Source organism: Vibrio sp. 10N.261.52.C2, from assembly GCF_041471425.1.
Classification (GTDB): domain Bacteria; phylum Pseudomonadota; class Gammaproteobacteria; order Enterobacterales; family Vibrionaceae; genus Vibrio; species Vibrio crassostreae_C.
The window spans coordinates 7,168-32,572 of the sequence record NZ_JBFROH010000032.1 but is presented as its reverse complement, the minus strand read 5'-3'; the positions used below and the strand labels follow the sequence as shown (position 1 = coordinate 32,572).

Genomic DNA, 25,405 nt, shown 5'->3' with positions numbered 1-25,405 from the left:
CCCGACAACTCGGAGAGTTATCGGGTTTCTTTAAATAATGGCACGCCCTGAAGGATTCGAACCTTCGACCACCTCCTTAGAAGGGAGGTGCTCTATCCAGCTGAGCTAAGGGCGCGCTACAGGAACGAATTATACGAATTCGAATCAGTAAAGCAACGGCTTTATGTAACATTCTGATCTAAGTGGGTAAAAAAAGGCCAACAAACATATAAGTGTTGGAAAATAGACCAAAGCAAACGTTTGCTTGATGGTAATCAAAAAGATTTTCTGGAATAATGCGCCAAAAACATCAGCCACTAACTTGAATATCAATACTAAGGAAATTCATGACTGCTCAAAATATTGATGGAAAGCTAATTTCTCAAACGGTTCGCTCCGAAGTTGCTGCACGTGTAAAAGCTCGTACTGAAGCTGGATTACGCGCTCCGGGCCTAGCGGTTGTTTTAGTGGGTGAAGACCCTGCTTCTCAGGTTTACGTTGGAAGTAAGCGTAAAGCGTGTGAAGAAGTTGGCTTCGTATCTAAATCTTACGACTTGCCAGCCACTGCGACAGAAGACGAATTGTTAACATTGGTAGACCAACTGAACGACGATCCAGAGATCGACGGTATTCTTGTTCAACTGCCTCTACCAGCAGGCATTGATAGCACTCACGTTCTTGAGCGTATCACGCCAGAAAAAGACGTTGATGGCTTCCACCCCTACAATGTCGGCCGTTTGGCTCAGCGCATGCCTAAGCTTCGCTCTTGCACGCCAAAAGGCATCATCACGCTGCTTGACCGTTACAACATCGACTTACGTGGTAAGCACGCGGTTGTGGTTGGCGCATCAAACATCGTAGGTCGCCCAATGACGCTAGAGCTTCTTCTAGCAGGTTGTACGACGACAACATGTCACCGCTTCACCAAAGACCTTGAAGGTCACGTGCGTCAAGCAGACATTGTTGTAGTTGCCGTTGGTAAACCTAACTTCATTCCTGGCGCTTGGATTAAGAAAGGCGCTGTTGTGGTCGATGTGGGTATCAACCGTTTGGAATCTGGCAAACTAGTGGGTGACGTTGAATACGACGTAGCGAAAGAAAGCGCAAGCTTCATCACACCTGTGCCGGGTGGTGTTGGCCCAATGACGGTGGCGAGCCTAATCGAGAACACCATGATCGCTTGTGAGCAATTTCACTCGAAGTAGTCCGCAGCGCATATAAATAAAATTAGAAAGCCGCAACGTGATGAACGTTGCGGCTTTTTGATGCTTTGGTACTTAGCTATTCGTTTTTACAACGGGGTGACTCGCTTTTGATGAAGTGCTCGTTGCTACTTATCTGGAGTCTCGACTTTTTCCGTCTGTTCAGAAGGCGGTAATAAACTAATAAGCTCACACTCCGTTGATATGAGTTTTTCCAACTCAGATCCTTGTGTAATTAAACGGAAATCACCGCCATTAATCACCCCAAGAGGAATGGCTTTAGGATACAAAGCGTTAAACTCTTTTAAATCAAATGCCTCGGTCAAACCTGTACTTTTAATTTGGCTACCCTGAGCCATCAACGAGTTAAGCTTAGAATAGGTGATCCCTTCCGAAAACAGACTTCTATTGCCATCGCGGCTCACTTGGTGCCTTTCATGTTTATTCTCTGAGGATTCAAGCTCAAACACCTTATTCTCACCAAACTCGTCTTGATAGTGCATGCTAACTAACGGGTTGGTTTGACGATAAGGCGACACGATCATCGCACGCCCTATTCCATCCAATTCCAGATTATTTTCAGCGTGGCTCGAAGCTGGGTTACCAAAATAAACATTCAAGTTTTCCATGCGCGCTAAGCGAATGCTTTCCCAGTTGGTATCGGCAAGCACACTGTTGATGTTGTGTGTCGCCAACACTTTGGCAAACTGGCGTGAAAACTGAGTCGCACCAAAGAAGATAACGCCTTGTGCCTTCTCTTGAGTGACCCCTAGCCTTCTCGCCCACCAACTCGCGGTAAGGCTCTGAATCACAACCGTACCGATGATGACCAAGAACACCATTGGCACCAGTAAATCTGCGCCTTCAATTAATTGCTTCTCTTGAAGTTTGATTGCAAACAGAGAAGAAACCGCGGCTGCAACGATCCCGCGAGGTGCCATCCAACTCAAAAACCATTTATCCGCCGAATTAAGATCCGTACCGATCCCGCTGATCCACACGCTTAACGGGCGAGCCACCAACATAACCACCGCTAGCAACCCAATACCGCCCCAACCTATCGAAAGGAAAGCCCCCGAATCGAGTCGACTGGCTAACAGAATAAACAACGCAGAAATAAGTAACACGGTCAGGGTTTCTTTGAATTCGATGATGTCTTCGATGTCCAAGCCCTTCACGTTGGCAAGCCAGATCCCCATGATGGTCACGGTTAATAAACCCGATTCTTCACTCAGATCATTAGAAAACGAGAACGCCGCCAACATTAGCGTCAGCACAGCCACATTACGTAAATAGTGCGGTACCCAATGCCCTTGCAGCATCTTGGCAATCAAATGGCCACCGATGATCCCTAAGCCTAAACCTATGACTAACGTCAGGCCCAGAGCTGACAGAACGTGTCCGGTAGGGTCGGCAGAAGAAACAATGTACTCGTAGACGAGAACCGCAAACAGAGCGCCAATCGGATCAATTACTATCCCTTCCCATCGCAAGATACTGCCTAACGAAGATTTAGGCTGAATACTGCGAAGCATGGGCACGATTACCGTAGGGCCAGTTACCACAACTAATGCACCAAACAGTGCGGCTAACGGCCAACTGAAGTCCACAAAGTAGTATGCCCCCACCACGATACACGCCCATGTAATCAACATGCCGAAACTCACGAGGTGAGTCACCATCCGGCCATGGCCTCTGATTTCTTTGAAATTTAGGGTCAATGCTCCTTCAAACAAGATGATGGCAACCCCTAAGGAGATCATAGGAAACAGCACATCACCGAAAATGGCATCGGGATTTAGAATATTCAGGCCGGGACCTAACAATAGGCCAACGATAAGGAGAGGGAGAATGGCGGGAAGACGTAAACGCCAGCCGAGCTGCTGACAAGCTAAAGACAAGAGTCCAATTAACGCCAAAGAAGAAGTAATCGACAAATCCATTTGTGCCCCTAAAAGGTTTGCACCACACCCTGTGGTACAAACTATTCAATGAAATAAGAAAGCCTACGTTCTTACACTATAGGCTCTCTTTTTCACGCTAACCGAATATTATTGTGATTAATCAGTCACTTTACTATAGGGGGAGTAAAGTCATGATCAGTTAACTATAGAGAAAGTACAACACCAGCAATAGCAGCACTCATTAGGTTAGCAAACACACCTGCACAAATTGCTTTGAAGCCATATTGTGAGATGAAAGAGCGACGCTCTGGAACTAAGCTACCCAAACCACCGATCAAAATTGCCATGGTAGAGATGTTAGCAAAGCCACATAGAGCAAAAGTTACGATCGCTTGAGAGTGCTCACTCAGTGCCTCTTTAGCATCCATTAGTTGGATGAAAGCCACGAACTCGTTCACGACAATCTTGTTACCGATCAATGAACCTGCAACCACAGCCTCAGACCACGGTACACCGATTAGCCATGCAACGGGTGCAAACACATAACCTAGGATAAGTTCGAAGCTTAGGTTTACGCCAAACCAGCCACCAACAATACCTAACAAGCCATTCAGCATTGCTATCACACTGATAAAGGCCAAAAGTGTCGCACCCACTGCAACGGCAATACGAAGTCCAGACATAGCCCCATCTGCCATTGCCTCAACTACGTTTGTTGCTCGTGGAATTTCAACGTCAGACTCAATATTTTCTTGAGCGTCATCTGCGCTACCTGGTACTAAGATCTTAGCCATCAATAGGCCAGCAGGTGCAGACATAAATGCAGCTGCGATCAGGTAATTTAGATCAACGCCAAGCGATGCGTAACCCACTAGCGTACCACCAGCGACAGAAGCCAAACCACACACCATCACAGCAAACAGTTGTGAATCCGTCATGTGCTTCAAGTAAGGCTTAACCACCAATGGAGCTTCAATCATGCCAACGAAAATGTTTGCAGTCGCAGACAGTGACTCCGCACGACCTGTGCCCAAGAACTTTTGTAGTGCGCCACCGATAAGGTTGATCACCTTTGGCATAAAGCCGATGTGGTACAAGCCTGAAATCAGTGCAGAGAAAAAGATAATGATGCCTAGAACGTTAATCGCGAAAACAAATCCGTTATTCGTTAGGCCACCAAATAGGAAGTTAATCCCCTCTTGACCGTAGTTGATCAAGCTAGATACCGCACCTGTGGCTGCATTCAACGCTTCTTTACCCATTGGTACATACAGAACCAACAGCGCGAATGAGATTTGTAATAAGAAAGCCAAAGAGACTGTTCTTAGTGGAATATTTTTTCTGTCCGTAGATAGTAACCAAGCGGCAACTAAAATAGTGATAATTCCAAGTAGGGAAGCCATGTGCGTCAACCTAAAAGTTGTAGGTAGGAAAGGCGACGCATTCTATAGAGGAAATCGTTTGCGGCAAGCTGAGGTTGTTAATGTGATGTTGGGGTAATCACGATTTAACTATGAGTATAATTAAGTTATTGAATTTTAATAATTAACTTTGATTAAAAAGCGTACTTTTTCCATATGGAAATTATATTTATAGATTAGGAAACAGTTAGCGATGCAGTTCAACGCAAGTTTTGAGGTTTTTGTCCCAATACGTCGGCGACCCGATATGATCTTTAATGAACTCAATCACTGCCGAAAGCTTCTTCGGCATATTCTTTCGGCTCGGGTAAACGGCATAGAATGGCATCAGCTGACTGGCTCTCCACTCTGGCAATACTTGAATGAGCTTGCCCGTTCTAAACTCTTCTTTCACTAAGTAAGTCGCCAAATAAGCAACGCCCCACCCTGATACTGCCGCGTCTCGTACTGCCTCAGCCAAATCGACTGAGTAATCGCCCGCGACTTTGACGCTGAGGTTTTCTTGCCCGTTGTCAAACGCCCACGATGTGTAATCTCGTTCACGGCTGCGATAGATAAGACAGTTATGGTCAATCAAATCGGAAGGTACATGTGGCGTCCCAGCCTTAATCAGATAATCCGGTGACGCAGCCACCACAAACTGACTGTCGGCTAATCGCTGCGCAATGTAACCTTCAGGCAAATCTTCATTGTTGGTGATCCAGAGATCCAAGCGCTCTTCAATCATGTCCACCTTATAGTCGAACAAGTGGACCTCGATTCTCAACTGAGGATAAAGCTGTCTGAGTTGATCAATCGCCGGAATGATATGGAGTGTGCCAAATGACTGCGACAAACCGACGCGTAGTATTCCAGAGATATCATCGCGCTGGCTGTCCATATCCATCTGAGCTGCTTTCACCGTGTTAAACAGCTGCTCACAATGTTGATAGAACACGTCTCCCGCTTCAGTGAGCGTTAAGCTTCGTGTTGTCCTTTGCACCAGCTTGATGCCTATAGAGTCTTCAAGCAAAGCGACTTGCTTACTGATATGGGACACCGAAACGTTCAAGCTTTTTGCAGCACTGGTAAAGCCTTCGTGCTTGATCAGCGCATGGAATATCACCATCTGTGCAGCTCTATCTGTTAGCACAAGATCACCTTATTAAATCTCTGAAATATAAAATCAAAAAGGACTCCGAAGAGTCCTTTAGTTCGTTCTGCCTATGGTAGGCCAAATGCTATTCAAAGCGACTTAGGTCTGTTAATCAAACTTAATTCTGTCGGCTAGATGGCTTACTGCCAAAGCAAAGTAGTAAGAACGATTCCACTTCATTAACACATTGTAGTTGTTGTAAATGAGGTACGAACGTCCGGTTTCATCATCCGGCATTATCAACCACGCTTGGATGTCTTCATCAAGCGTTGGTAGTGGGCGGTCGTCATAACGCTTAATACCGAGTTCAGACCACTCTTTTAGATATTTCGCTTTGTCTTCGTCTCGGCCTTGCATATCAATAGACACAGTTGATGGAACGTGTACCTGACGACCCCAAGTATATTTGTCCTCCCAGCCTGATTGGCTGAGATAGTTAGCCGCCGAAGCAAATACGTCTTCTTCTGTGCCCCAAATGTCTTTCTTACCGTCGCCGTTACCATCAGCGGCATACGCTAAGAATGAGCTCGGCATAAACTGAGGTTGACCCATCGCACCAGCCCAAGAGCCTTTCATCTCTTTTGGTGCAATATGGCCTTGATCAAGAATCTTCAATGCCGCCATCGCTTCGCTACGGAAGAAAGCTTCTCGGCGTCCTTCATAAGCCATGGTCGTTAGGGCGTCGATAACGCTGTAATTGCCCGTGAACTTACCAAAATTACTCTCAACGCCCCATAGCGCGACAATGAATCTTGGTTGAACACCATATTCATCACCAATACGCTTTAACGCGGTGTAATGCTCCTTGTAGAGTGACCTTGCTTGCTTCACTTTCCAATCTGGAACCGCTCGTGGAATGTATTCATCCAGAGTCAGTTTTTTCTCAGGTTGGTTTTTGTCGGCTTTTACCGCTCTTGGCTTAAACGTTACACCATCAAAGGCTTCATCAATGATCGCTTCAGAGATGCCTTCTTCACGGCCTTGTTGTTTTAGTTTTTCTACATATTGCTCGAAGCTCAGTTCTTCAGCTTGTACTGAACTTATGGTCAGGCTATTACCCAATAGTAATGCCGACACAGCCAATATGGTTTTCGAAAATTTACTCAACGATCACTCCTCCTTGAATTGAGGTGGCTATCACTCTTCGTCTTGAGATTTCTGTTGAGCTTTACGCTCTTTATGAAGCTCAAGTTCGTTAACTGGTGGTGGCGGAACCTGTAAAAAGAAACCATCGGTATTCAGTGATTCTTTCACTTTTTCGATGTTTACTTGAGCCAGTTTACGGCCATCCATTTTAATTACCATTACAAAACTAGGTTTACCAAACATTTGCATCAATGCGTCAGGAACTTGTGAAAAATCATCCTTCTTAGGGATATAAAGGTATGTTCCTTCTTTCTTTGAGCTTTTATATATAGAACACAGCATGACAAACCTTTTAATTGATTATGACTACAAAACTCTCACTTGCGAGATCAATAGTTTATGTTAGGGAAATATTGGGAACAAAACGTCCATTTGACAACAAGATTACTTGCTGTGCTTGGTTTGGGAATATAACATGATAAACCTAGTTTCAGGCAATGCCCTTTATTTTATTGATAAAGAAATTGTACTAATCCGCTATTGAGGTCCTGTAGTTTTTCGATGTCTAGTAACCCAGATCTAAAAGGTAGCAGCTTTACGCTATCTGTTTTGCACTTATCCGATGATCAAGTCGAAAATGCAGTCTCTTTTCTTCAAGAGAAAGTAGACCAAGCACCTACGTTTTTCGCTGCCGCACCTGTTGTTATCAACATCAGTAAAGTCGCGGGCGATATCGATTTTGTGCAACTTAAAAATGGTATATCTCAAGCGGGCATGATCCCGGTTGGTGTGGCAGGCTGTTCTGATAAGCGAATGCAAAACCTCGCTAAAGAAGCCGGTTTTGCAGTGATGACGGCAAGCAAGTCGCCATCTCAAGCTCCAGCGAAAATGGCACCAATCAAAGTGATTAGAACCCCTATTCGTTCTGGTCAGCAGGTTTATGCGAAAGATGGCGATCTATTGATACTCAGCCATGTGAGTGCAGGCGCGGAAGTGATTGCCGATGGCAGCATCCATATTCATGGCACTTTACGCGGCCGTGCGATTGCAGGTGCAAGTGGTCAAACTGAAGCAAAAATAATTTGTAATGACTTACAAGCCGAGCTGGTTTCCATTGCTGGAAATTACTGGCTCAGCGATCAAATTGAAAGCGAGTACTGGCAGAAGAAAACCATGTTCAGTATGGCAAACGATGTATTACACGTTGATGTCCTCGCAATATAAGAGAAATAAAAGGAAAACAGAATGGCACGCATTATCGTTGTAACGTCAGGTAAAGGCGGGGTAGGCAAAACGACCTCCAGTGCAGCTATTGCCTCGGGTCTGGCTTTAAAAGGAAAGAAAACCGCAGTTATCGACTTTGATATCGGTCTGCGTAACCTAGATTTAATCATGGGTTGTGAGCGTCGTGTTGTGTACGACTTCGTTAATGTTATCAATGGTGAAGCGACGCTGAACCAAGCGATGATCAAAGACAAGCGCACAGAGAACCTGTTCATTCTTCCTGCTTCTCAAACTCGTGATAAAGACGCACTAACAAAAGATGGTGTTCGTCGTGTATTTGATGAACTGGATGAAATGGGCTTTGATTTCATCATCTGTGATTCTCCTGCGGGTATCGAACAAGGCGCTCTTATGGCGTTGTACTTCGCTGATGAAGCGATTGTAACCACCAACCCAGAAGTCTCTTCAGTACGCGATTCAGACCGTATTCTAGGTATTCTTGACTCTAAATCTCGTCGTTCTGAAGACGGCTTAGAGCCAGTGAAAACACACCTTCTATTGACTCGCTACAACCCAGCACGTGTAACTCAAGGTGAGATGCTCAGTGTTGAAGACGTTGAAGAAATCCTGCACATCTCTCTACTGGGTGTAATTCCAGAGAGCCAAGCGGTACTGAACGCATCGAACAAGGGTGTTCCAGTTATCTTTGACGAAGCAACCGACGCAGGTATGGCTTACAATGATACTGTAGAGCGACTACTGGGTAGCCAAGTTGACTTCCGCTTCTTAACGGAACAGAAGAAAGGCATCTTCAAACGACTGTTCGGGGGCTAATGCACAATGTCATTATTAGAGTTTTTTAGACCACAGAAAAAGACAACCGCAAACCTAGCCAAAGAACGTTTGCAGATCATTGTTGCCGAACGACGCAGCCATGACGACCCAGCGCCGTCTTACCTGCCGCAACTAAAAGAAGACATCTTGAAGTGTATTGCCAAGTACGTTGAGGTCGATCCATCAATGGTTGATCTGACTTTTGAACACAAAGATGACGACATCTCAGTGCTAGAGCTGAATGTTAAGCTTCCAGAAGAAGATCGATAATCTTTCTGCACAAGATCGGCAGGTAATACACTTGCTTGTATTGATTGAATAAAAAAAGAGAGCCTAGGCTCTCTTTTTTGTATCTGCAGTTTATAGCTGTAACTAAATTAGATTTTATAACAGCAAGCGGTTATTTGATCGCTTTACTCAGCTTTTCGCCAACCACATCTAAACGCCAGCCTTGCATAACATCAGGCAGCTTCTCTGGGTTACGATCGTGCTTCCACACCCAGCTTAACACTTGGTTAAGTTGCTTCTTAGATGCCAAGAATTCCGTCGCCAAACCACTGTGTTGTGATGCTGTTTTCACTTCATCTTTCAACACTTTGAACAGTTGCTTGTAGCCAGGGAAGTCCATTAGACGTTCTACTGGTGCTGGGTACTCTTCTTCTGGTGTATGTTCAGCTAACTTAACAATTGAGCTGATCTTCGCACCATGGCGACGCACAGAGCGGTAATCAAAACCCTCTTGCTCCATGTGCTTGGGATCTTTCATCGCAAAACGCGCCACAGCCCATAGGTCTTGTTCTTTGAAGACAAAGTTCAGCGCTAAATCGCGCTTGATTGCTTCTTTTAGACGCCAAGTTGCTAGAGGTCGTAAGATCGCTAATTGCTTAGGTTTAAGCTGCCACGCCCCTTTAATATCAAGGTAGGCTGTATCTGGGTTTACTTTACGAATGCGCTTGGCAACTTGTAAATCAGACTCTTGCTGAGCCGCTTCCCACCAGCCAGCTTCCATCACTTTTTCTAGAAGCTTGTTGTACATTGGCATTAGGTAATGCACGTCTGCTGCTGCGTAGTCCAATTGTTTTTGAGAAAGCGGACGCGCTAGCCAGTCTGTGCGAGATTCACTCTTATCGAGATCGACACCGACAAACTCTGAAACCAGAGCAGCAAAGCCCGTTGATAAACCATGACCTAAGAAAGCCGCCATGATCTGTGTATCAACCATTGGTGTTGGTGTACAGCCAAATGCGTTCTGGAACACTTCCAAATCTTCACCGCACGCGTGCAGCACTTTCAATACTGATGCGTCTTTCAACAAGGTAACGAACGGTGTCATGTCATCAAGAGCAATAGGGTCAATCAGTGACAGCGTTTCACCATCAAATAACTGAATCAAGCCTAATTGAGGGTAATAGGTTCTAGTACGAACGAACTCCGTATCAAGCATAACGACATCGGCTTCACGTGCTTGTTGGCAAACTCGCTCAAGGTCTTTCAATTGGGTAATGATTTGATAATCCACAAAAACTCTCACAGGTTTCTATTTGATCGCCGGATACAAAAATGCCGACATTAACTGTCGGCATTCTAACACCATTTTTCAGCGCTCGCTTAGATTAAGCGCCTCAATGGTTTTGGTGCAGTACTTTCGCGCAAACGGGCTAATTATTCGCTAGCGCGTTTCGCAAGTTCTGCATCGTTTTCTTCACGCAGTACGCGGCGTAAGATCTTACCTACGTTAGTCTTTGGAAGATCATCTCTGAACTCGACTAATTTAGGGATTTTGTAACCCGTTAAGTGCTCACGACAGTGCGCGATAATGTCTTCTTTGGTCAGGCTAGGGTCACGCTTCACAACGTAGATCTTAACCAATTCACCAGACACTTCATGAGGTTGACCGATAGCTGCTACTTCAAGCACTTTACCATGCAGAGCCACAACGTCTTCAATCTCGTTCGGGTAGACGTTGAAGCCTGATACAAGAATCATGTCCTTCTTACGGTCAACGATGTACAACAAGCCTTCGTCATCAAACTTAACGATGTCACCTGTCGATAACCAACCGTCTTGATCGATCACTTCTTTGGTCGCTTCAGGGCGCTGCCAGTAACCTTGCATCACTTGAGGGCCACGAACTTGTAGCTCGCCTACTTGGTCATTAGCAATAACCTTACCTTCATCATCAACAATACGAACTTCTGTCGATGGTACTGGTAGGCCGATAGCACCTGTGTAGTCTTTCAGGTCGTATGGGTTACCCGTTACCAGTGGTGAACACTCAGTTAAGCCATAGCCTTCCAATAGGTGAATGCCTGTCGCTTTCTTCCATTGCTCAGCAACAGCGCGTTGAACCGCCATGCCGCCGCCAACAGATAGGCGTAGGTTACTGAAATCCAACTCGTGGAAATCTTCGTTATTAACTAGCGCATTAAACAAGGTGTTTACGCCGGTAATTGCGGTAAACGGAACCTTTTGCAGCTCTTTAATAAAGCCAGGAATGTCACGAGGGTTAGTAATTAGAAGGTTACGACCACCCATCTCAACAAACAGTAAGCAGTTCACCGTCAGTGCAAATACGTGGTAAAGCGGTAATGCCGTTACAACCAACTCGCGGCCTTCTTGCAGAACAGGACCGTAAGCCCCTTTCGCTTGAAGTACGTTCGCAATCATATTGCGGTGCGTTAGGATTGCGCCCTTCGCTACACCTGTTGTACCACCAGTGTACTGTAGGAACGCGATGTCATCACCCGCCATGAACGGTTTCACATATTGAAGACGACGACCTTTGTGCAGCGCTTTTCTGAATGAGATAGCACCCGGCAGATCATACTTAGGCACCATGCCTTTTACGTATTTCACTACAAAGTCGACAATTGTCCCTTTCGCGCGTGGCAGCATTTGCCCTAGGCTAGTTAGAACAACGTGTTTAACCGGCGTGTTATCAACGACTTTCTCTAGCGTGCTCGCAAAGTTAGATACGATAACAATCGCCTTTGCACCAGAATCGTTCAGTTGATGTTCAAGCTCACGAGGTGTGTACAGTGGGTTGACGTTCACTGCAATCATACCTGCACGCAATACACCAAATAGTGCAATTGGGTATTGCAGTAGGTTTGGCATCATTAGCGCGACGCGATCGCCCTTCTTCAGTTTCAAGTCATTCTGTAGGTAAGCGGCAAAAGCACGGCTGCGCTCTTCAAGCTTACGGAATGTCATAATCGAGCCCATGTTCTCGAATGCAGGTTGGTCCGCGTACTTCTGTACCGACTGTTCAAACATTTCTACAAGAGATGGGTACTGATCTGGGTTGATCGTTTCTGGTACGTCACTTGGATAACGTGAAAGCCAAGGTTTATCCACGATGTTACTCCTCGTTTATCAGCTGACGACTGCTTCGCCGCTTTTTATCATTGCGGTATTACAGCACAGCTTTAGTGCATGAGCACTAAAAGGCTCAAACACTTGTTTAAATTTTGTTAACTACACCAAGAATTAGCTCTGAAACTAGCTCTGGGCTCTCTAAATGACAATGATGTCCACCAGGAACAGTCTCTATATGCAGAGGACTATGCACTGATTTGTAGCGATTATGCTGCAAATGTCGGAATCCACCATTCCCTAGGATTATTAATTGAGGGCATTCAATAGCCGCCATAATCGCTTCAGCGTGCGCCTGTGACATTCGATATAACGAGTCACATTTTAGATTAGGGTCGCATCGCCATTGCCAAGAGTTCTCGAACTCGACAATACCTCGCTCAACAATAGGAGCGATTAATTCAGCATTAATTTGGTTGGCGTGAGCTCTCAGCTTAATAGCATCCTCAAGGCTTGCCAAAGGACGTGAAGGCTTTCTTCGCTGTCGAAGACGACTGAGTACCCCATCCCTCAAGCGAGAGACTGTTTCGTGGGGAGCTTCAGAAAGAGGTCCGTGACCTTCAATTTGAATTAATCCTGACACCTTTTCAGGAAAGGCGGCACTATAGCAACTTGCTATCAATGCACCAAGTGAATGTCCTACCAGTACCAGTCTGTTTGGCGATAATTTAGTCACCAACTGATGCAAGTCATCAATATAATCATGAAATGGGTAGTAACTTCCCGATTTGTGCGACGAGAAGCCGTGTCCGAAGAGATCGATAGCAACAAGGTGAGCATTGGGCGCAAACTTGGCGACTTGCTGCATAACCGGATTAAAGCTGGACGAATTATCCAACCACCCATGAATAAAAACGACCGTCGTTGCGGTCGTTTGTGGGTTGCCAATCTGTTGTGTTGCAAGCGTCCCGCTCGCAAGGGAGTATGACTTTTCAATCATCAAACACTTAGTTCCATCTGTTTGCGCAATCAACGTCTAAAAAGTTAATTACTCTACGTCCTGTATCACTCGACCTTGTCTTGGCATCGTTTGAAAACTGCGACAATGTAAACTTCTGCACGAGTAGTAGGTTGGTGCAAAATCGTTAACAACAACACGCTCAGTGATGTTCCACAGTCGTTGGTTGTCCACTTTCATCACAGGGAAGATGTAAGGGTATTCCCCTATTTTTCCATTTTCACTTCCGCTTGACTGACCAACCAGTGTAATCAGACGGCCTTCTGCAAAACTTAGAGGCTCAACATACCCTTCAATATAACCAACAAAACGTCCGCTTGGCTCTGCGTCTAGGTCTGGCTTACCGCTACTCGAAATCGGCATATTAGCAACTTCGATTCGAGTCTTATCTTTCAAGTTGGTTACTTTAGAGATAACGCCACCCAATCGAACACTTTTCGCCTCCGGTAGTTGGTCGACCCACTGTTGGTAATCACTAATTACAGGCTCTGATTTTGCTTCAAGTTCGCTAGGAAGTGATGAACACCCGGCAAGTACCAAGACACCAAGAGAAAGGGCTATTAAGCGTAATTTAGAGAGATAATTTGACATGGTTCTGGTCCTTAAACAGGCATTAATAAGAAGCTCTAGATGTAGATATCGACACCGATAAGCTTTGCAAGTTCTTCTTTCTTCGCCTGATTCATTACATCCATATACTCTTCCATAGCCTTACGTCCTCGGCCTTCTGGAAGATCATACTGGATTTGAGCCTTGTGTAGTTCAGACTCTTTAACTTGACGAATAGAGTGAGAAACAGCATTAGCGACCTTAGTCGGTTGCCCAACCGCAGTGCTAGCATCAGATTTTTTTGCCTGCTCCTTCTTTTTAATTCGATTCGGCTTAGACGTGCTGCCTATCGAAGAATGAGGTAAGTTGTTAATTGATACCATGACTAAATATCTGCCCTCTCAAATCTAAATAATACGCATTTAGACCTAATTTGCATCAGAACCTTGTAAAAATTATTCGCGACCTGGCAGTTTCTTCCAAGTCACTTTGTCACGAAGATAAACTGGCTCAGATTCTTCTGCTGCAACCGCTTTACCTTCTGCGTAAGCAAATTGAGCAAGGAACGCCATATCTTGAGCTTCTGGGAATAGCACTTCACACGCTTTGGTGTTGATCGCAAGTGTATCCATATGCTCGGCATAAGCTTCCCAGCCGGTACCGACTTTCGCCCATATTTCAGAATCTGCTTCTAACTGCGCAGCCAGTTCACTTGGTGGCGTTACACATTCGGCATCAACCGCAGTCCAACGACCATCTTGTTCGCGGCTGTAACGAGCCCAGTACACTTCGCTCATACGCGCATCAATCGCTGTTGCTACATGAGTTTCACCAAATTTACGGTAGCTGCCTTGCGCCATCGCTGCCAGTGTAGAGACACCAATCATTGGTAAATCCGCACCAAAAGCCAAGCCCTGAGCAATACCAATACCAATACGCACACCCGTGAAACTGCCTGGGCCTTGGCCAAACGCGATAGCATCGATATCGGTTAAAGCGACATTCGCTTCTTTCAGTACTTCATCCACCATAGGTAGAATTTTCTTCGTATGGTCTCGAGGAGCCTCTTCGCTACGTGCGAACACCTGGTCACCAATTACTAATGCAACTGAACAGTTTTCAGTTGCGGTATCTACTGCAAGAATTTTCGCGCTCATTTGTGTCTCAAATATTCGTTATCTAATCTAAAAATAATGGCTAAACTCAACAATGCCAATTACTCAGCAGCGGTTGAATGGTCTTTAGCTAAGAATTCCTTAATGACCCCTAAGTCACGTGTACGAGGGATAGGCGGTAAACTCGCCAAAAATATGCCACCGTAATCGCGAGTCACCAATCGGTTATCGCAAATAATCAAAGCACCATTATCGCGCTTGTCACGTATCAATCGGCCGACACCTTGTTTCAAGGTAATCACAGCGTCTGGCAACTGTACTTGTGCAAAAGGATCACCCCCTTTTAGCTTACAGTCCTCGATTCGAGCCTTAAGTAAAGGGTCATCAGGGGCCGTAAAGGGCAATTTATCGATGATAACACAGCTTAATGCGTCGCCCCTAACATCTATCCCCTCCCAGAAAGCGCCAGTCGCTACGAGCAATGCGTTACCTAATTCCATGAATTCGGCTAAGGTTTTTTGCTTACTTGTCTCACCTTGCAGCAGAACGGGAACCGAAAGGGTTTCACGAAATCGCTCCCCCAACTCTTTCATCATGCTGTGTGAAGTACACAAGAAGAAACAGCGACCTTGGTTTTGCTCAATCACAGGGGTCAGCATTCTTACTAGCTTATCGGCTAAGCCAGGGCTATTCGGTTCAGGAAGATAACGAGGTACACACAAGCGCGCCTGATTCGGGTAATCAAACGGGCTTGGCAATGAAAACTGTGCCGACGGTTTTAACCCTAATCGAGAAGTAAAGTGGTCGAAATCATCCGACACCGCCAAGGTTGCTGAGGTAAATACCCACGCGCCCGGCTTCAGCTCAATCTGTTCGTGGAATTTATCGGCGACAGAAAGCGGTGTGATATGCAGAGCAAAGTGGCGCGGTGTAGTGTCATACCAATACGAATAGCCAGTGATCGACACATCGCACACACGTTCGATACGCGACTTAATCATATTTGCGCGTTCGAAAGCGGTATCTAACAGCTGGCTTCGCCCAAGTGCTAACTTCAATACATCAACAGCAAGTTGCAGAGCATCTTGCAAACGAACTAACTCGCGTGCAATCGACTCGGATTTCAAAGCTTCGCGCCAGTTACCACGAAAGCCGGTATCACCAAGCACAATACGCAGATCGGCTGACGATTGAACGAGCCTATCCCCTACTTTCTGTAGCTGACGCATGTCTTTGGCTTCAGTTCGGTAAGCAATTTCAATGTCTTTGGCTAACTCTTGGATCTGTCGACTGGAAACCGATTGTCCGAAGTACTGGCTGGCGATGTCAGGAAGTTGATGTGCTTCATCGAAAATAAACACGTCAGCTTCAGGTATCAATTCGCCAAATCCGGTTTCTTTGATCGCCAAATCAGCTAGGAAAAGGTGGTGGTTTACGACCACCACATCGGAATCCATCGCTTTTTTACGCGCTTTAAGCACAAAGCAATCGGTATAGCTTGGGCACTCTTTACCCAAGCAATTATCATTGGTCGAGGTAATGGTTGGAATAACCGGGCTGTCTTCAGCGATATCATCACAATCGCCTAAATCACCCGTTTGAGTGGATGACGACCAACTACGAACTTTGACTAACTGAGCCAGCAGCGTTGGATCGGTATGAGCACCATGACTCTCGATCATTTGGCGGCTGAGTCTGTCCAAACACAAATAGTTTGAACGTCCTTTGAGCAACGCAACTTGACCATAAAAGCCAAGCGCATCGACCATCAAGGGTAAATCTCGGTGAAACAGCTGTTCTTGAAGGTTTTTAGACCCCGTACTAATGATGGTTTTCTTGCCACTAAGCAGCGCAGGCACTAGGTAAGCAAACGTCTTACCAGTACCTGTTCCAGCCTCAACAACCAACTGGCTTTGATTTTCAATAGCTTGTGAAACCGCTTCAGCCATGTCTAACTGAGCTTGTCTTGGTTGAAACCCAGGGATAGCTTTGCCCAGAGCGCCATCAGCAGAAAACGTTTTAGATATCATAGAGTACGAAGTTTAGAAAAAGAGAAGGAGAATTATGGCAGGTTTAGTGAGCCGGCGCGAATCAAGAATGACTTCGCACCGGAGGTGTTTGGTTTGGCTTGACGTGGCTTAAGTTACCTTGAAGGTAAGAATTGAAGAAGTAGGAATTAGAGAATCGTTTTTATTTTCGACTGAGATAACGTGATAGCCAAGGAGCACCTTCAAAATGGTTATCACCAGGCTGTATGGCTTTCGCTGCATCGGTTGGTGAGGTCTTACTTTCCCACATTTCATCTAGAACATGACCATCTAATTCGGTACCTCTCGCCAATGAATTCACTCGGTTGAAGTTCAAATGCGTACTACGGTCAAAACTTTTAAAAATGAAGCTTCTGCCTGTTTTTCTATCTAAAAACTGATATTTCTATATCAAACAATTTATCAAAGCGATAAATCAGCAGCAGAATTTGTTGAAACCAACTTGATAATAGATTAATTATAACGGTGATATTGCGGCTCAGTTCACCGTTCGACGGCCTGCATTAAATTTGAAGAATCCCTATTTCATATAATAAGTGCAACATTTCATGGAAGTAAGATGCAAATGGAAAGAAAAACTTTACTAACACATTGTACTGATGCCCCGGGCCTCATCTCTAAGATCACCAATATTTGTTATAAGCACCAACTCAATATTATTCACAACAATGAGTTCGTAGATAACACAAGTGGCCACTTCTTTATGCGCACCGAGCTGGAAGGCTATTTCAATGATGAAACCTTGCTTGCCGATTTAGACCAAGCCCTGCCACCAAATACGAAACGTAAGCTTGTTGATTCGTCTCGCAAGCGTGTTGTGATACTCGTGACCAAGGAAGCACACTGCCTTGGCGACATTCTAATGAAGAACTTCGATGGCAGCTTAGACGTTGAAATTGCGGCCGTTGTCGGTAACTACGACATTCTACAAAGCCTAACCGAGCGTTTTGACATCCCTTACCACCATGTTTCTCACGAAGGGCTAAACCGTGAAGAACATGAGAAGAAGATGCTAGAAGTGATTGACCAGTACGAGGCGGATTACCTTGTTTTGGCTAAGTACATGCGAGTGCTGACACCAGGTTTTGTTGAAAAATACCACCACAAGATCATCAATATCCACCACAGCTTCTTGCCAGCATTTATTGGCGCGAAGCCATACCAACAAGCGTATGAGCGCGGCGTGAAGATCATTGGCGCAACGGCACACTTTGTGACGAATGATTTGGATGAAGGTCCAATCATCAAGCAAGATGTTATCCCTGTGGATCACAACTTCAGCGCGAAAGACATGGCACAAGCCGGTCGTGACGTAGAGAAGAATGTATTAAGTAAGGCGTTAAACAAGGTGATCAATGATCATGTGTTTGTTTACGGCAACAAGACTGTAATTCTGTAAATCGGATATTCGATTTCCGGTAAGACTTCCAGTTAGAACCCAATAAAAAACGCGCAATAGGGAAAGCCCATCGCGCGTTTTTTGTATCTGATGATCAGACTCGCTTTGAGAGATTCCCGACTACGCTCCTTCGTCGCTATCGGGAATGACGAACTCGGTGATGAACCTTCGAGCTATAGGCTCTAACATACGCTCTCGAACGCTCAGTCTGTCACTATCCAAAGATAGACTCTGGAAAATTTCATCGAACACCCCGTCATTCCGACGAGCCAAGGCGAGATCAGGAATCTCTTTCCTAGCAACTCTCTATTCAAATTAAGCCTGTTCTGATTCCACAATCTTCTTCAAAGAGTGTGGATGCAGCTTGATGCAAATCCCTTGATGTTTAAAAGCCACTGTTGGGTTATTCAAGCGTTCACCCTCGCCTTTCGGGCTAGAGAGTTTGATCTTAACGCCTTGCTCACCCAGCGTTTCAAAGTTAGCAGCGAACTGCGGGTAAGTTTCTTTAAGATCCGCTAGATACTCATCAGCTGTTTGGGCATGAGAAGGAATCACAAACTCTACATGTTCCCAATCTTGGCTTGGGTAAATCTTACCTTCTGCTGGATATGGCAGCTCCAAACATTCAATTTTCCAGCCAAGGCTTTGCAAGGGTTCATCGAAAGCCAACACCACAATTGGACGACCATTAATCATCGCCTCAGAAATCATAGAGCCGTACTCAGACCACGCTTGATGGGCAGATTTCGCTAGCTCAGTGTCATTGATTCGCAGCGCAATATGATCCGCTTGAGCAAAGCTTAAATCCAAACCTAATGTATTTCCTAGGCTCTCGATTTTTGCCATAAAAGTATCAAGGCGGGCGATCATTTGTTGTGGTTCTAGTTCAGCTTGCTTCAGGCTCATCATCATTGTCTGTGTTCTCCAAATAATGGCTGCATGTTATCAGTTTTGCCTTTTGCAACAAGCGTTGCTTTTACAAAAAACACTCAATAACTATGTTCTTTTCGCTCCTTAAACATGCAAACGCGTCTTGCTAAAAGTCGATTGTCAAAAACCACTCAGGAAATGTTAATTTTCTATCAATTCGACCTATAAGAAACCGCACAAAATTGGTATGATTACCGCCATTTCTGTGAACTTAAACAGAGTCTGCTGCTGATTGTGGCATTAAATCGTTAACTAGAAGCATAATTAACCAATTTAATGACCAAGAATTAACGGCCACTCTTATCATCCTTGAATTGAAGGAAACGCGTGTGAATATCCAAGCACTTATTAATGACAAAGTATCTCAGGCTCTAGAAGCCGCTGGCGCACCTGCAGGCTCTCCTGCGGCTGTTCGCCAATCTGCAAAACCACAATTTGGTGACTACCAAGCAAACGGCGTTATGGGCGTTGCTAAGCGACTAGGCACTAATCCTCGAGAGTTTGCTCAAAAAGTATTGGACGTTCTAAACCTAGACGGTATCGCGTCTAAAGTTGAAATCGCAGGTCCGGGTTTCCTAAACATCTTCCTAGATGAAGCTTTCCTAGCCAAACAAGCAGACGCAGCATTGGCTGACTCTCGCCTTGGTGTTGCCGTTGCTGAAACGCAAACTATTGTTGCGGATTACTCTGCGCCAAACGTTGCTAAAGAAATGCACGTTGGTCACCTACGTTCAACTATCATCGGTGATGCAGTAGTTCGTACTCTAGAATTTCTAGGCCACAACGTTATCCGCGCTAACCACATCGGTGACTGGGGTACTCAATTCGGTATGCTTATCGCAAACCTTGAGCGCGTTCAGGCTGAGTCTGGTGAAGTTTCAATGGAACTTGCTGACCTTGAAGGCTTCTACCGTGAATCTAAAAAGCTCTACGATGAAGACGAAGAGTTCGCAGTTAAAGCACGTGGCTACGTTGTTAAACTGCAAAGCGGCGACGAGTTCTGCGCAGAGATGTGGAAGAAGCTTGTTGACGTAACAATGATTCAAAACCAACGCAACTACGATCGTCTAAACGTGTCTCTAACACGTGATGACGTAATGGGCGAAAGCATGTACAACCACATGCTTCCAACTATTGTTGCGGATCTGAAAGAGCAAGGTCTTGCTAAAGAAGATGACGGCGCACAAGTTGTATTCCTAGACGAATACAAAAACAAAGATGGTGACCCAATGGGCGTTATCATCCAGAAACGCGACGGCGGCTTCCTTTACACAACAACCGACATTGCTTGTGCAAAATACCGTTTTGAAGAACTAGGCGCAGACCGCGTTCTTTACTTCATCGACTCACGTCAACACCAGCACCTAATGCAAGCTTGGACTATCGTTCGTAAAGCAGGTTACATCCCAGAATCTGTTTCTCTTGAGCACCACGCATTCGGCATGATGCTAGGTAAAGACGGTAAACCATTCAAGACTCGTGCAGGCGGTACTGTTCGTCTTGCTGATCTTCTTGATGAAGCCGAAGTTCGTGCAGCGCAGCTAATCGAATCTAAGAACCCAGAACTAGCAGAAGACGAGAAGAAAGCGATCGCGAACACTGTTGCTATGGCAGCGGTTAAGTACGCAGACCTTTCTAAGCACCGCACTACTGACTACGTGTTCGATTGGGACAACATGCTTGCATTCGAAGGCAACACAGCACCATACATGCAGTACGCATACACTCGTGTTGCTTCTGTATTTGCTAAAGCTGGCATTTCTATGGACTCGCTTGAAGGTGAAATCAAAATCACTGAAGAGAAAGAGAAAGCGCTTATCGCGAAACTTCTACAGTTTGAAGAAGCAGTACAGTCTGTTGCTCGTGAAGGTCAACCACACATCATGTGTAGCTACCTGTTCGAACTAGCTGGTCAATTCTCTAGCTTCTACGAAGCGTGCCCTATCCTAGTTGCTGAAGACGAAGCTGTTAAGCAGAGCCGTCTGAAGCTTGCTGCACTAACAGCGAAGACGATCAAGCAAGGTCTATCGCTTCTAGGTATCGACACTCTAGAGCGCATGTAAGCGATTCGAGATTCGAGATTCGAGATTCGAGATTCGAGATTCGAGATTCGAGATTCGAGATTCGAGAAAATTAGAAAGGTTGACGTGAAAGCGTCAACCTTTTTTTGTCTGGAGGTTTGTTTACTCGATTATTTAAGCGATTAGCTAACCTACACAGCAAGAGATCTCCTATTACGCTCATTCGTCGCTCTAGGAGATGACGAGAATAGGTGTAGTGAATCCAAGACAACATCAATGATGCGCCATCAAACCACACCAAATCGTTATCCCTCTTCTCGCCATCATTCCCTACAGTGAGGGACGAACGTGATAGGGAATCTGCTTATTGAGAACGTAAGCCCTAGCCACATTCAAACTCCGACCTTATACTCATGTAAAACAATTAATTGGAAAGATCATGAGCTTCGAACTTCACCCGCAACTTGCGAAAGACACCACACTTATCGGCGAATTTCCACTGAGCTTAGCCCTGCTACACAAAGATAACGCAGTGCCTTGGGTTATCTTGGTACCAAAACGTGCCAACCTAAAAGAGTTGCACCACTTACCAATGAAAGAGCAACAGCAGTTCCTACATGAATCTCAGGCGGTAAGCCAAGCATTAGAAGCAACGTTCCAACCAGACAAATTGAACCTTGGTGCGCTGGGTAATATGGTGCCACAACTGCACATCCACCATATTGCACGCTTCAAAGACGACATTGCTTGGCCCGGCCCAGTATGGGGTAATACAAAAGGCGAACAGCGCAGTGAAGAAGATCAAGCCGCTATCCTGACTCGTATCCAAAACGTTCTGTCACTGAGCTCTATCTTCAAGAAAGCATAATTCGAGTTCATCTCATTGAGCTTTAAAGCAAAACACTTCAGAAAAGACACATAACAAAAAGCCGCTCATCTTAGATAAGCGGCTTTGTCATTTTCTAATCTCGCCTTTTTCAACGAGAGTCTGAAGACCGAACTACATCATCACGTTAAGCGACAAACCATCTTGTTTGCTGATGGTGTAGCGAATACGCGTTGTATGACCATGCTTATTCGTATCGACCAAGCGAGAAACTTTCCCTTTCTTGACCCAAACACTCAGCATCGCATCGACGCCATCTTCACTCATGCCAAACTTTGCAGCGAGCTCTTTACGAGCCGCAACGCCGTGGCTATCAATGTATTGATGAAGTTCAGTTAAAATCATACTACTTGCACCTCTAGTGCTTTCTGCTTACTGCCCACTTTCTTGAAGACGCGATACGTCACCACAAAACCACCAGCAATCGCCACCATCCATACTGCACTTGTCACAGGATGCGCAGCAAAGTTTGCCGCTTGGTAGTAGAAAGTCGCACCAAAGTAACCAAGAGCCATCGTCCAAACCGCGATGAAGCGTGCAAACGTCTGACCAAATTCACGAACATAAGCACCCATCGCGGCCACACAAGGCGTGTAAAGCAGGATAAGAATCAAGTAAGCGAATGCCGCATGACCAGATACAAACTTGTCTTTCAAGTTACCAAAGATAGAGGTATCGACTTCTTGGTCAGCTGCTACAGAATTAGAGTCAGACAAGTCGCCAACTTCAATACCTAATGGATCTGAGTAGCTCAATCCGGCTAGGTTTTCAGGGATCGTCATTACCGCTTCTTGCAGGCTTGCTGCTAAGTCAAACTCAGCTGCTTCTTCATCAGAAGGCGTTGTATATAGGCTATTTAATGTACCAACAACGGCTTCTTTAGCGAAAATACCTGTGATGATACCAACCGTTGCAGGCCAGTTCTCTTCAGTAATACCAATTGGTTGGAATACAGGTGTTACAACTTGAGCTGCTCTAGACAGTACTGAGTTTTCGCTATCTTCGTTACCAAAGCTGCCGTCCATACCTAGAGAGTTTAGGAAGCTAAGAATAGCCACAACCATCACGATTGTTTTACCTGCACCAAGTACGAAACGCTTCAGCTTCTGCCAAGTTTTCAACATTACGTTTTGCACTGTCGGCAATTCGTAATCTGGCATTTCCATCACTAAGCTATCACTGCTACCTGGGTAGATCGTGTTTTTCAGGAACAAACCCGTAAATACAGAAGCAACGATACCCATGATGTACAGAGCGAATACTACGTTTTGTCCTGCACCTGGGAAGAACGCCGCCGCGAACAGTGCGTATACCGGTAAACGAGCACCACATGACATAAACGGCGCCATTGATGCTGCTAGTTTACGTTCGCGCTCTTGGTCAAGAGTACGAGTTGCCATGATTGAAGGCACGTTACAACCAAAGCCCAGTACAAGTGGGACAAATGCTTTACCCGGTAAACCAATCTTCTGCATCACTTTATCAAGTACAAATGCAGCACGAGCCATGTAGCCTGAGCTTTCTAGTACCGCTAAGAATAGGTAAAGCGCTGCGATAACAGGAATAAAGGTCGCAACCGTTTGGATACCGCCGCCAATACCATCAGCAAGTACAGTGACTAACCAAACTGGTAAATGGCCATCTAATAAGTGGTGTCCACCATCAACTAATATTGCTCCAACACCAATATCGAAGAAGTCGATAAACGCACTACCGATATTGATAGAGAACATGAACATTAGGTACATGATAACGAAGAAGAAAGGAATACCGACCCATTTGTTCAAAATGAATTGGTCTGCTTTCTCTGTAAAGTTACGGCTTAGTTTGCCTTCGCTGCGACGAACACGTTTACAAAGGTCATGTAAGAAAGTGTATTTAGCGTCAGCAACAGCAAGGTCAATATCGAAATCGGCACCAAGACGCACGCTATCAATTTGAGTGCGAGTTTGTGGGGCTAAACCATTCAATACCAAGTAATCATTTTCTAAAGCACGAATCGCTAGCGCTCGGTGAGATACGTCAGCATCATCAAATTGTGACTCAACAGAAGGGATAAGAGCTTCTAACGCGGCATCGTAATCAATAGAGATAGGGTCAAGGCTCACACCTTGAACAAGCAGTTTATGCAGACGCTCTTTAAAGCGAACCACTTGACCTTTATCGTTTGCAGACAAGCTTAGAACTGGGCAACCTAGCTCTTTCTCTAGTGCTTTAAGGTTAATCACCTGACGTTCGCGCTTTAATACATCCATTTTGTTCAACACAACGATCATTGGGCGACCCAACTCACGCAGCTGTAATGTCATATATAAGCTTCGTTCTAGACAGTTAGCGTCGACAACATTGATGATCACATCTGCTGGGTGAGTTAAAACAGCGCGAGACGCGATAGACTCATCGATGCTGTTCGCATCATTACCACTGTCTAGTGCATAGATACCCGGTAAATCCGTTAGTTGAAACTGATCACCAGCGTGCGAGTATAAACCCGTCTTCTTTTCAACAGTGACACCAACCCAGTTACCAACGTGCTGCTTAGCACCAGTCAGTGCGTTGAACAGTGTTGTTTTACCACTATTCGGGTTACCAACGGTAAGAACTTGATAATCCATTTAGATAACCTCGATTTGTTCTGCAATGCTTTCACGAATGGCGATAGAAACACCTCTCACTTCAACTTGAAGCGGATCACCCATAGGTGCACGGCGGATAAGCGTCACCTCGGTTTTTGGCAACATACCCATGACCATAAGTTTCTTCCTTACGTCTGGTGTTAAACCTGTTAGTGCAACAATAGAAGCCGCCTTTCCTTGCTCTAGTTGTGAGAGTTTCATAAGTACCCAATTCGTGACTGATAATGAGAAAGATTGTTATTAACGCCATGATACACATACATGCCCACAATTCTATTGTGTGAAATCAATGTTTTCGAAAATACATACTCGTAAGTTTCGTTAAAAACGTTTACGTCAAAAACGTTACTTTCAACAACTAGCGAGAACTACCTCACTAGTACAAACCCTCCCAAACAAAAATAAATCATTAATTATCAATTACTTGAGACAATGTCGGTTTTATCATAGGTATCTGTCGTTAATTTTATAAGTAAAATAAGTAGCTGGACGTATAGTTACTCCATCGAAGAGAAACTACTTCTCTTTAATTTTATTCCAGAGGTGATATGGCTTTGCTATATCACTCCGGCAGCAAGCGAAGGTGTCGTTGGCACCCGTGGTATAGTCCCCCCGGCTATGCCACGATATTTTTTTTCTTCCCTTTGTTTTATCCCAACAACCTTTTTAAACTCCCCATTTATCTCGTATCTCGTATCTCGTA

General features: G+C 45.1%; 24 protein-coding genes and 1 tRNA gene. 7 read left to right on the top strand and 18 right to left on the bottom strand.

Going from position 1 to position 25,405, the window contains the following annotated elements; translation table 11 throughout:
- Window positions 1-38: 38 nt before the first annotated feature.
- Window positions 39-115, bottom strand: a tRNA-Arg gene (locus AB4307_RS12670).
- 211 nt (window positions 116-326) lie between these two features.
- Here AB4307_RS12670 and folD point away from each other — a divergent pair.
- Window positions 327-1,184 (top strand): bifunctional methylenetetrahydrofolate dehydrogenase/methenyltetrahydrofolate cyclohydrolase FolD, encoded by an 858-nt coding sequence (folD, locus tag AB4307_RS12665; protein WP_102393270.1) that lies wholly within the window; start codon window positions 327-329, stop codon window positions 1,182-1,184.
- A gap of 125 nt (window positions 1,185-1,309) precedes the next feature.
- On the opposite strand, the gene AB4307_RS12660 is transcribed toward folD, so the two are convergent.
- From AB4307_RS12660 to AB4307_RS12640, 5 genes are all read right to left on the bottom strand, one after another.
- Entirely contained in the window at window positions 1,310-3,124 is a 1,815-nt protein-coding gene (locus tag AB4307_RS12660; protein ID WP_102393269.1) for a cation:proton antiporter, read from the bottom strand.
- 164 nt (window positions 3,125-3,288) lie between these two features.
- Complete coding sequence (locus AB4307_RS12655) at window positions 3,289-4,488, bottom strand: NupC/NupG family nucleoside CNT transporter (RefSeq protein WP_017070302.1); 1,200 nt, start codon at window positions 4,486-4,488, stop codon at window positions 3,289-3,291.
- 205 nt (window positions 4,489-4,693) lie between these two features.
- A complete protein-coding gene (locus tag AB4307_RS12650; RefSeq protein ID WP_017063421.1) occupies window positions 4,694-5,614 on the bottom strand; it encodes a LysR family transcriptional regulator in 921 nt (306 codons plus the stop codon).
- 135 nt (window positions 5,615-5,749) lie between these two features.
- Entirely contained in the window at window positions 5,750-6,748 is a 999-nt protein-coding gene (locus AB4307_RS12645) for a lytic murein transglycosylase (RefSeq protein WP_102393268.1), read from the bottom strand.
- A gap of 30 nt (window positions 6,749-6,778) precedes the next feature.
- Window positions 6,779-7,069: a YcgL domain-containing protein gene (locus AB4307_RS12640; RefSeq protein ID WP_017062372.1), complete on the bottom strand. Its 291-nt coding sequence runs from the start codon at window positions 7,067-7,069 to the stop codon at window positions 6,779-6,781.
- A 219-nt stretch (window positions 7,070-7,288) separates the two neighbouring features.
- Here AB4307_RS12640 and minC point away from each other — a divergent pair, with 219 nt between their 5' ends.
- From minC to minE, 3 genes are read left to right on the top strand one after another with little or no spacing between them, the layout of a single operon-like run.
- On the top strand, window positions 7,289-7,951 hold the full coding sequence (gene minC / locus AB4307_RS12635) for a septum site-determining protein MinC (protein ID WP_017063419.1): 663 nt from the start codon (window positions 7,289-7,291) through the stop codon (window positions 7,949-7,951).
- Window positions 7,952-7,972: 21 nt separating this feature from the next.
- The gene (gene minD / locus AB4307_RS12630; protein WP_009848498.1) at window positions 7,973-8,785 is read left to right on the top strand and encodes a septum site-determining protein MinD; all 813 of its coding nucleotides are present in this window, start codon (window positions 7,973-7,975) and stop codon (window positions 8,783-8,785) included.
- 6 nt (window positions 8,786-8,791) lie between these two features.
- Window positions 8,792-9,055, top strand: a complete 264-nt coding sequence (minE, locus tag AB4307_RS12625) for a cell division topological specificity factor MinE (RefSeq protein WP_010436847.1) — start codon at window positions 8,792-8,794, stop codon at window positions 9,053-9,055.
- Window positions 9,056-9,185: 130 nt separating this feature from the next.
- On the opposite strand, the gene rnd is transcribed toward minE, so the two are convergent.
- The 8 genes from rnd to AB4307_RS12585 form a co-directional block, all read right to left on the bottom strand.
- On the bottom strand, window positions 9,186-10,304 hold the full coding sequence (rnd, locus tag AB4307_RS12620) for a ribonuclease D (protein ID WP_102398074.1): 1,119 nt from the start codon (window positions 10,302-10,304) through the stop codon (window positions 9,186-9,188).
- A 143-nt stretch (window positions 10,305-10,447) separates the two neighbouring features.
- Entirely contained in the window at window positions 10,448-12,142 is a 1,695-nt protein-coding gene (gene fadD / locus AB4307_RS12615; protein WP_017062375.1) for a long-chain-fatty-acid--CoA ligase FadD, read from the bottom strand.
- 106 nt (window positions 12,143-12,248) lie between these two features.
- Entirely contained in the window at window positions 12,249-13,100 is an 852-nt protein-coding gene (locus AB4307_RS12610; RefSeq protein WP_102332536.1) for an alpha/beta fold hydrolase, read from the bottom strand.
- A gap of 48 nt (window positions 13,101-13,148) precedes the next feature.
- Window positions 13,149-13,709: a Slp family lipoprotein gene (locus AB4307_RS12605; protein ID WP_102398073.1), complete on the bottom strand. Its 561-nt coding sequence runs from the start codon at window positions 13,707-13,709 to the stop codon at window positions 13,149-13,151.
- A gap of 35 nt (window positions 13,710-13,744) precedes the next feature.
- Window positions 13,745-14,050 carry a chromosome partitioning protein ParA gene (locus AB4307_RS12600; protein WP_102398072.1) on the bottom strand — a complete coding sequence of 102 codons (306 nt, stop codon included), beginning with the start codon at window positions 14,048-14,050 and terminating at the stop codon, window positions 13,745-13,747.
- Between the two features lie 72 nt (window positions 14,051-14,122).
- On the bottom strand, window positions 14,123-14,824 hold the full coding sequence (gene tsaB, locus AB4307_RS12595) for a tRNA (adenosine(37)-N6)-threonylcarbamoyltransferase complex dimerization subunit type 1 TsaB (protein ID WP_017062379.1): 702 nt from the start codon (window positions 14,822-14,824) through the stop codon (window positions 14,123-14,125).
- A gap of 59 nt (window positions 14,825-14,883) precedes the next feature.
- On the bottom strand, window positions 14,884-16,812 hold the full coding sequence (gene yoaA / locus AB4307_RS12590) for a DNA repair helicase YoaA (RefSeq protein WP_372132009.1): 1,929 nt from the start codon (window positions 16,810-16,812) through the stop codon (window positions 14,884-14,886).
- 160 nt (window positions 16,813-16,972) lie between these two features.
- Window positions 16,973-17,122, bottom strand: coding sequence for a hypothetical protein (locus AB4307_RS12585; protein WP_171732103.1), 150 nt, complete (start codon window positions 17,120-17,122; stop codon window positions 16,973-16,975).
- Window positions 17,123-17,395: 273 nt separating this feature from the next.
- Here AB4307_RS12585 and purU point away from each other — a divergent pair, with 273 nt between their 5' ends.
- On the top strand, window positions 17,396-18,229 hold the full coding sequence (gene purU, locus AB4307_RS12580; RefSeq protein ID WP_029235131.1) for a formyltetrahydrofolate deformylase: 834 nt from the start codon (window positions 17,396-17,398) through the stop codon (window positions 18,227-18,229).
- A 315-nt stretch (window positions 18,230-18,544) separates the two neighbouring features.
- Here purU and AB4307_RS12575 read toward each other — a convergent pair whose 3' ends face one another.
- Window positions 18,545-19,141 (bottom strand): VOC family protein, encoded by a 597-nt coding sequence (locus AB4307_RS12575; protein ID WP_017070298.1) that lies wholly within the window; start codon window positions 19,139-19,141, stop codon window positions 18,545-18,547.
- A 347-nt stretch (window positions 19,142-19,488) separates the two neighbouring features.
- Here AB4307_RS12575 and argS point away from each other — a divergent pair, with 347 nt between their 5' ends.
- Together argS and AB4307_RS12565 are read left to right on the top strand one after the other, a co-directional pair.
- The gene (gene argS, locus AB4307_RS12570; RefSeq protein ID WP_017067376.1) at window positions 19,489-21,222 is read left to right on the top strand and encodes an arginine--tRNA ligase; all 1,734 of its coding nucleotides are present in this window, start codon (window positions 19,489-19,491) and stop codon (window positions 21,220-21,222) included.
- Between the two features lie 397 nt (window positions 21,223-21,619).
- Complete coding sequence (locus AB4307_RS12565; RefSeq protein WP_017061937.1) at window positions 21,620-22,048, top strand: HIT family protein; 429 nt, start codon at window positions 21,620-21,622, stop codon at window positions 22,046-22,048.
- A 132-nt stretch (window positions 22,049-22,180) separates the two neighbouring features.
- Here AB4307_RS12565 and AB4307_RS12560 read toward each other — a convergent pair whose 3' ends face one another.
- The 3 genes from AB4307_RS12560 to AB4307_RS12550 are packed head-to-tail and all read right to left on the bottom strand — an operon-like array spanning window position 22,181 to window position 24,903.
- The gene (locus AB4307_RS12560) at window positions 22,181-22,411 is read right to left on the bottom strand and encodes a FeoC-like transcriptional regulator (RefSeq protein WP_017061938.1); all 231 of its coding nucleotides are present in this window, start codon (window positions 22,409-22,411) and stop codon (window positions 22,181-22,183) included.
- Complete coding sequence (feoB, locus tag AB4307_RS12555; RefSeq protein WP_017061939.1) at window positions 22,408-24,681, bottom strand: Fe(2+) transporter permease subunit FeoB; 2,274 nt, start codon at window positions 24,679-24,681, stop codon at window positions 22,408-22,410. Before feoB ends, AB4307_RS12560 begins: the two co-directional genes overlap by 4 nt.
- Window positions 24,682-24,903, bottom strand: coding sequence for a FeoA family protein (locus tag AB4307_RS12550; protein ID WP_004734203.1), 222 nt, complete (start codon window positions 24,901-24,903; stop codon window positions 24,682-24,684).
- Window positions 24,904-25,405: the final 502 nt, after the last annotated feature.